The organism is Marinilabilia salmonicolor JCM 21150, assembly GCF_000259075.1.
In the GTDB taxonomy this organism is placed as follows: domain Bacteria; phylum Bacteroidota; class Bacteroidia; order Bacteroidales; family Marinilabiliaceae; genus Marinilabilia; species Marinilabilia salmonicolor.
Window position 1 is genome coordinate 1 of record NZ_AJKI01000070.1, and the last position, 894, is coordinate 894.

General features: G+C 42.5%; 3 protein-coding genes. All 3 read left to right on the forward strand.

Going from position 1 to position 894, the window contains the following annotated elements; all coding sequences use genetic code 11:
* The coding region (locus W7W_RS23955) for a hypothetical protein (protein ID WP_010665658.1) at positions 1 to 245 on the forward strand (245 nt) is incomplete at its 5' end.
* Between the two features lie 5 nt (positions 246 to 250).
* Positions 251 to 616 (forward strand): IS66 family insertion sequence element accessory protein TnpB, encoded by a 366-nt coding sequence (tnpB, locus tag W7W_RS0121440; RefSeq protein WP_025006992.1) that lies wholly within the window; start codon positions 251 to 253, stop codon positions 614 to 616.
* Between the two features lie 64 nt (positions 617 to 680).
* On the forward strand, positions 681 to 894 hold a 214-nt coding region (locus tag W7W_RS0121445), incomplete at its 3' end, for a hypothetical protein (RefSeq protein WP_010665660.1).

Here is an 894-nt window from a genome sequence, read left to right on the forward strand (position 1 = left end):
TTTACTACTGGAGAAACAAATTAGAAGAGACATCGCAACATCAGCCTTCGAGTTTTGTCCCCTTGGTGTTTGATTCTAACCAACAAGCTACTGAGAGGCGGACAATCCAAGCTCCCATAAAAAGTTCTCACGCCCCAGGGAATAATGCCCCCATTGAGTTTGTGTTTCCTAACGGCACAAAGATGGTGTTAAGAGACAATATCGATATGGAGTTACTAAAAGCGATTGTTCACTTATTCGATTGAGGCCGATGTTTCATTTACATAGTAAGCTAAAGTACTTTCTTTATCCTGCGCCGGTAGATATGCGCAAAAGTTTTTACACCCTTAGCGGTATCATAAAGTCGGAGATGAAGCGCGACGTTCAAAACGGAGAAGTTTTCATTTTTGTCAACCGGAGGCTGACCACCATGAAGATTCTTCATCTGGAACACGGAGGACTGGTAATCTACCACAAGAAGTTAGACGGTGGTGTTTTTAAATTGCCCAGCTTCGATGAAAGCCTCCTATCTCATGCCATCGGGTGGCACGATCTGATGATGATTGTAAAGAATGTGAAGCCCAGAAAACGTGTCTTGAAAAGGCGACAAAAAGAAGCATCTTTTCAGGTTTTTTAGATAGAAAAAATTGGCTGTAAGCCTTGATTTTGCTATCTTTAAGCTCGTAATCAGACAGTGATAGATGAGCGATTTTGCAACCGATAAGGATATGTTAATACAGGAGCTTCTGCAGGAACGTGATGAGCTCTTTCAAGAGCTTTCCCGGTTGCGAAAAGTTGACAATGGGACCTTGGATACCCTGGAAGCAAAAAACCAGGAATTGACGTCTGTCGTGGCTAAAAAGGATCAACAAATCCATAAGCTAACCGATCAACTTGCCTGGTTTCGCCATAAGT